Source organism: Robinsoniella sp. RHS (assembly GCF_001029355.1).
GTDB lineage: Bacteria > Bacillota > Clostridia > Lachnospirales > Lachnospiraceae > Robinsoniella > Robinsoniella peoriensis.
In genome coordinates this window covers 21,040-27,039 of sequence record NZ_JNGB01000155.1, presented here as the reverse complement: position 1 = coordinate 27,039, position 6,000 = coordinate 21,040, and the positions used below count along the sequence as shown (strand labels likewise).

General features: G+C 42.1%; 7 protein-coding genes. All 7 read left to right on the top strand.

Going from position 1 to position 6,000, the window contains the following annotated elements; genetic code table 11:
- A partial coding sequence (gene cooS, locus RHS_RS26915; protein ID WP_047834915.1) for an anaerobic carbon-monoxide dehydrogenase catalytic subunit occupies positions 1–1,242 on the top strand: 1,242 nt, incomplete at its 5' end.
- A gap of 14 nt (positions 1,243–1,256) precedes the next feature.
- Positions 1,257–1,718, top strand: coding sequence for a 4Fe-4S dicluster domain-containing protein (locus RHS_RS26910; protein ID WP_027293139.1), 462 nt, complete (start codon positions 1,257–1,259; stop codon positions 1,716–1,718).
- 3 nt (positions 1,719–1,721) lie between these two features.
- Positions 1,722–2,957: an NAD(P)/FAD-dependent oxidoreductase gene (locus tag RHS_RS26905; protein WP_047834912.1), complete on the top strand. Its 1,236-nt coding sequence runs from the start codon at positions 1,722–1,724 to the stop codon at positions 2,955–2,957.
- 72 nt (positions 2,958–3,029) lie between these two features.
- Positions 3,030–3,191 carry a rubredoxin gene (rd, locus tag RHS_RS26900; protein ID WP_027293141.1) on the top strand — a complete coding sequence of 54 codons (162 nt, stop codon included), beginning with the start codon at positions 3,030–3,032 and terminating at the stop codon, positions 3,189–3,191.
- A gap of 292 nt (positions 3,192–3,483) precedes the next feature.
- Positions 3,484–4,542 carry a hypothetical protein gene (locus RHS_RS26895; protein WP_047834911.1) on the top strand — a complete coding sequence of 353 codons (1,059 nt, stop codon included), beginning with the start codon at positions 3,484–3,486 and terminating at the stop codon, positions 4,540–4,542.
- A 172-nt stretch (positions 4,543–4,714) separates the two neighbouring features.
- Positions 4,715–5,074: an arsenate reductase family protein gene (locus RHS_RS26890; protein ID WP_047834910.1), complete on the top strand. Its 360-nt coding sequence runs from the start codon at positions 4,715–4,717 to the stop codon at positions 5,072–5,074.
- Between the two features lie 11 nt (positions 5,075–5,085).
- Positions 5,086–5,781 carry an HAD family hydrolase gene (locus RHS_RS26885; RefSeq protein ID WP_395023587.1) on the top strand — a complete coding sequence of 232 codons (696 nt, stop codon included), beginning with the start codon at positions 5,086–5,088 and terminating at the stop codon, positions 5,779–5,781.
- Positions 5,782–6,000 lie beyond the last annotated feature (219 nt).

Sequence of the window (6,000 nt, the reverse complement as noted above, 5' to 3'; positions counted from 1 at the left end):
GGTGTATACGGACTGATGCTTACAAATTTGTTAAATGATATCCTGTTAGGTGAACCGGAGATACGATTTGCACCGGTTGGACTTAACGTGATTGATACTGATTATATCAATATTATGATTACCGGACACCAGCACTCCATGTTTACATATATCCAGGATCGTCTGATTGAAGAGGACGTAGTGGCGAAAGCGAAAGCTGTGGGTGCAAAAGGATTTAAACTGGTTGGATGTACCTGTGTAGGCCAGGATCTTCAGCTTCGCGGTGCACATTATACGGAGATTTTTGACGGTCATGCAGGTAACAACTATACAAGTGAAGCAATTCTGGCTACCGGAGGCATTGATGCGGTTCTTTCAGAATTTAACTGTACACTGCCGGGTATTGAACCTATTTGTGAAGAACTTCAAATTAAACAGATCTGTATAGATGATGTGGCTAAGAAGAGAAATGCAGAGCTGATTCCATTTAAATTCGAGAGCAGAGTAGAAGACGGAGACCGTATCATCGATGAAATTATTGCCGGCTATGTTGCACGCCGCGGCAGTGTAGAAATGAATCTTCTTCCGGAACATGGAAATAAAAATACGTTAACCGGCGTCAGTGAAATTTCTCTGAAAAAATTCCTGGGTGATTCCTGGAAGCCGTTAATCGACCTGATTGTATCCGGCAAGATCAAAGGTGTGGCTGGAGTTGTAGGATGTTCAAGCGTAGCGTACGGACACGATACTTTGACTGTAGAGCTTACGAAAGAATTGATCAAAAGAGATATCATTGTACTCAGTGCAGGATGTTCTTCAGGCGGTATCGAAAACTGCGGACTGATGACACCGGAAGCAGCAGAACTTGCCGGACCAAACTTAAAAGAAGTATGTAAATCACTTGGAATTCCTCCGGTATTGAACTTTGGACCATGTCTTGCAATCGGAAGACTGGAAATGGTGGCAACGGAACTTGCGAAGGAAATCGGCATTGATATTCCTCAGCTGCCGCTGGTATTATCAGCAGCACAATGGCTGGAAGAGCAGGCACTTGCAGACGGATGCTTTGGACTTGCACTGGGTCTGCCCCTTCACCTTGGCGTACCGCCTTTTGTAACCGGAAGTTCACTGGTGACAAAAGTCCTGACAGAAGATATGAAATCACTGACAGGCGGTCAGGTTATTATAGACGGAGATGCGAAATCATCCGCTGATACTTTAGAGAAAATCATAGAAGAAAAGAGAAGTGCTCTTAATATCTAGAAAGGTGGCGCCTTATGAAACGTATATTTGTGGACGCATCGAAATGTGACGGATGCAAGAACTGCAGCATTGCCTGTATGAATGCCCACCGTAAGACACCTGGTACCATCTATGACCTGTGCCTGACGGACCCGGAAAACGAATCCAGGAACTATATCTATAATGATGGAAAGGGCGGCTATACTCCGGTATTCTGCCGCCACTGCGATGAACCGGACTGTGTGGGTGCCTGTATGAGCGGAGCATTGGTGAAAAACCTGAAAACCGGGTTGGTGGAATACGACAGGGATAAATGCGCAGCATGTTATATGTGTGTGATGAACTGTAAATTCGGGGTTCCAAAACCTGATTATTCCAGAACCTATATGATAAAATGCGATTTCTGCCAGGATAAAGATGGAGATCCATCTGGCGAAGAAGGCCCGTCTTGTGTGGCAGCCTGTCCGAAGCAGGCAATCTTTGTAAAGGAGGTGTAATATATGGAGAGATTTGTAATCATCGGAGCTGGTGCTGCGGGAATCAAAGCGGCAGAACGTATTCGTAAAATGGAAGATGATGCCCAAATTACAGTGATTTCTATTGATGACCAGGTTCATTCACGCTGTATGCTGCACAAAGTCCTTGGCAAAGAGCGGACAGAAAAAGGAATTAATTTTGTTCCTGAGAATTTCTTTGAAGTAAATAAAATTCGTTTTATTGATACGGAAGCAGTAACCCGGGTGGATACAAAGAAGCAGGAAGTAACTCTGGCCTGTGGAGCCTTCGTTCCTTACGATAAGCTTCTTTTGGCAACCGGATCCGCTTATGTGGTACCGCCGATTCCTCATTTCCGGGAGGCAGAAAATGTCTTTGGCTTTCGTGATCTGAGTGATGCCAGGGCAATACAGACTGCCCTGGATACTTACGGAAAAAATGTATTTATTGTAGGATCCGGACTGGTTGGACTGGATGCGGCATCAGCATTGACACATTTAGGAGGCAAGGTTACAATAGCAGAAATGGCGGATCGTGTAATGCCACTTCAGACAGATGCCTATGCAGCAAGTGTTTATCAGGCGGCATTTGAAAATGCGGGATGCAAATTTAAACTTGGGGTATCCGCTAATGATTCCGTGGTAGATGATAATGGAAATATCATAGCAGTTCAGCTGTCAAATGGAGAAAGCATTCCCTGTGATTTTATCATTGTTGCAGCAGGTGTCCGTCCCAAGGTGGATTTTCTGAAGGACAGCGGCATTGAGATAGAACGTGGAATCGGGGTAAATGAATTTTTACAGACAAATATCCCGAATGTCTACGCAGCAGGCGATGTGACAGGTTTATCCGGAGTATGGCCGGACGCTATGGAGCAGGGGAAAACTGCAGCAATGAATATGTGTGGTGCAGTGCTGGAATACGAGAAGCCGTATCCATTTAAAAATACCAGTAATTTCTATGGAATAACTATGCTTTCAGTGGGAAAACTGGATGATAAAGAAGAAGGTGTGAAGATCTGTACCCATAAGGGAAAAGACAGCTACAAAAAAGCCTTTATTAAGGATGGAAAACTTCAGAGTATTCTGATTCAGGGAGATATTTCGAATACCGGTATATATTTATATCTGATTCGTAAACAGATTCCATTGGGAGATTTGTCAGAAAAGGTATTTAATTTGTCTTTTGCAGATTTTTATGGGTATAATGAAAATACCGGCGCATACGAATTTGCTGGATAAATTTTTAAAATATGATATAATACAGTTTATAGTTTTGAAAAGACTTACACTATTTAAAGGAGGTGAAACAACATGAAAAAATATATTTGTGAACCATGCGGATATGAATATGATCCGGAAGTAGGTGATCCAGATGGCGGAATTGCTCCTGGAACAGCATTTGAAGATATTCCAGAAGACTGGGTTTGCCCAATCTGTGGTATGGGAAAAGATGTTTTTGTAGAAGCTGAATAATTGCATTTACAAAAAGATACTTAAGTATGCATATACCGCCGGACATTTGATGAACGGCGGGTAAAGAAGAAGCTGCCATGCAGTACGGAGAAATAGAAAATGATCCGTATAAAATGGCAGCTTTTTCTTAAGATAATCTAAATAAGTGATACAATTACGATGCAATACTGAAGACTTTATAAATTTTTCCAGTAAAAGTTGCTTTTTACCGTAGAAAGATTTATAATGAAATGGATTATAAGGTGAAATCTGGTAATACTTATAATTGAGGAAAATTAAGGAGGAATAAATAATGAAGAGGATATCATTGTTTTTTGCAGCATTATTGGTTACGGTATCTTTAGCAGGATGCGGCGATAAAGAAAAGGAAACAGAACCGCAGACCCTGGCAGTGACCGAAGCTCCAACTACGAAACAGACGGAGACTCAGACACAGACAACAGAACCGCAGACAGAAAGCAGCACGGATAAGACAAGAGAATTAAACGGACTCGTTACAGGGGTGACAGCGGATTCCGTTGATATTCAGACAGCAAGAGGTAAAAAGCTTACATTTTCAACAACGGGCGCACAGATGCAGACAACTGCAGAGCTGAAAGCAGGTAGCCAGATTACTATCCTGTATAAAGGCAAAGTAGTAGACACAGATACATCGGGAGCTAAGGTATCTGGAATCAAAGATATGGATGCAAGTGCAGAGAAAATTACAGAGGGTGAGCCAGTTGTAGCAGAAACAGCTGATCCCAATGCAACCGGAGGAACATTAAACGGAACAATTTCTGAAATCACAGGAGAAAGAATTGTAATCCTTGGTGATGATGGAGATTCCTATTATTTTACACATGACAAATGTAAAATGGTACTTGGAAATGGTATCCAGGATACAAATTATGTATCAGTAAAATTCACGGGCGACGTATATGGTCCGGAAATTGTACCGGCGGTAGAAATTACCGACAATACAACAAATTCAGCACCACAGACGGAAAACAGTACTAAAGTTACAGGGACTATCACAGATGTAACAATGAGCACCCTTTCAATTTCAGCAGATGATGGACAAGAGTTAAGCTTTACTATCACTGGAGTACCGGTTAATATCACGGGCGGTCTTATGATTGGTGAAACGGTTGGAATCAACTACACCGGTGATGTAAGCAGCGCTAAGGTTACATCGATTACAGATACTAGCGGCGGCAGCACCAGCACAGATACCGGAAGAAACAATGCTGAAACAAATGCTAATGCAGATGCCAATGCTTCTTCAGAAACAAATGCATCTACTGAGTCCAATGCTTCTACAGATGCAGGACAGGGTGATAATAATGCAGACGGAAGTGCTGCACAGTAGCAATAAGAATTTTCAGACAAGCTCCGGTATGATAGACAGCTGAACCGGACTGGTTGATGATTTAAAGGGGAATATGCATGGTACATAGAGCATATTCCCCTATTTTATTTTGGGAAAAGAAGCATTGGTTCTTTCAATCAATAATGATAATATAATTCAGGAGGAAATATAAATGCAGGTATTATTTGTAGAATATCCAAAGTGCACGACTTGCCAGAAAGCAAAGAAGTGGCTGAAAGAACATCAGGTGGAATTTGAAGACCGCCATATAAAAGAAGAAAATCCAACTGCGGCTGAACTTAAGGAATGGCATGGCAGAAGCGGGCTTCCTTTAAAACGATTTTTTAATACCAGCGGGATGGTATATAAGGATTTAAATCTGAAAGAAAGGATTCCGCAAATGAGTGAAGACGAACAATATGAGATCCTGGCAACGGATGGTATGCTGGTGAAGAGACCGCTGGTGATTGGAAAGGATTTTGTGCTGGTTGGATTTAAAGAAAAAGAATGGGAGGAAGCACTGGTTAAATAGGATAGCGGTATTTGCCGGGCCAGTTACAGGAGATGAAGAAAGAGCGCAATAACGATGTGGTTAAGGCTGCTATTTTTGATATGGACGGACTGATGTTTGATACGGAAAGGCTGGCATCAGACGGTTGGAAATATGCAGGAGAGGTCCTGGGATTTGAAATTGATGACGGGAAGTTGTCACAGACCCGGGGAAGAAATGTGGCAGATGCCAGAAGCCTTTTTTTAAAATGGTATGGAGATCAGGTAGATTACGATGAGGCACGCAGTCTGCGGTGTGAATATTTGAACAGCAGGCTTAGGCAGTACGGAATGCCCATAAAAGAAGGATTAACTGAGCTTTTAGCATATTTAAAGGAAAAGGGATATAAAAGAGCTTTGGCCACATCCACCCACCGGGAAACGGTGGAGTGGTATTTTGAACTGGCGGGACTTCCTTTGGATTTTGAGGCAGTCGTGTGCGGTGATGAAGTTGAGAATAGCAAACCGGCACCGGATGTTTTTCTAAAGGCAGCTAAAAAGCTGGATACAGATCCGAGGATGTGCCTGGTTCTGGAAGACAGTCCAAATGGAATCCGGGCAGGAGCCAGTGCCGGGTGCAAGGTTGTAATGGTACCGGATCTGGATATGCCAACAGAAGAAACCCAAAAACTATGTATGAAAATATGTGAAAATCTCAGAGAGGTCATAGAGATTTTGGAAGCATTTTAATAAGTAAAAACAAAATAAGACAGTGCGGTCACATGTGGAAAATAAAAGTTTAAATTTGATGGAAATATGTGACTAAAACTATTGACAAAACTCCTAACTTAAGGCATCATAGAAGTATAAATTAAGGGGAAGTCTGTCGAAAAAACAATTGTTTGCAGATGACGAGCAGTTGTTTTTTTAAACTCAAATTATGGTAAATTATGGGTATAAACAGACTGC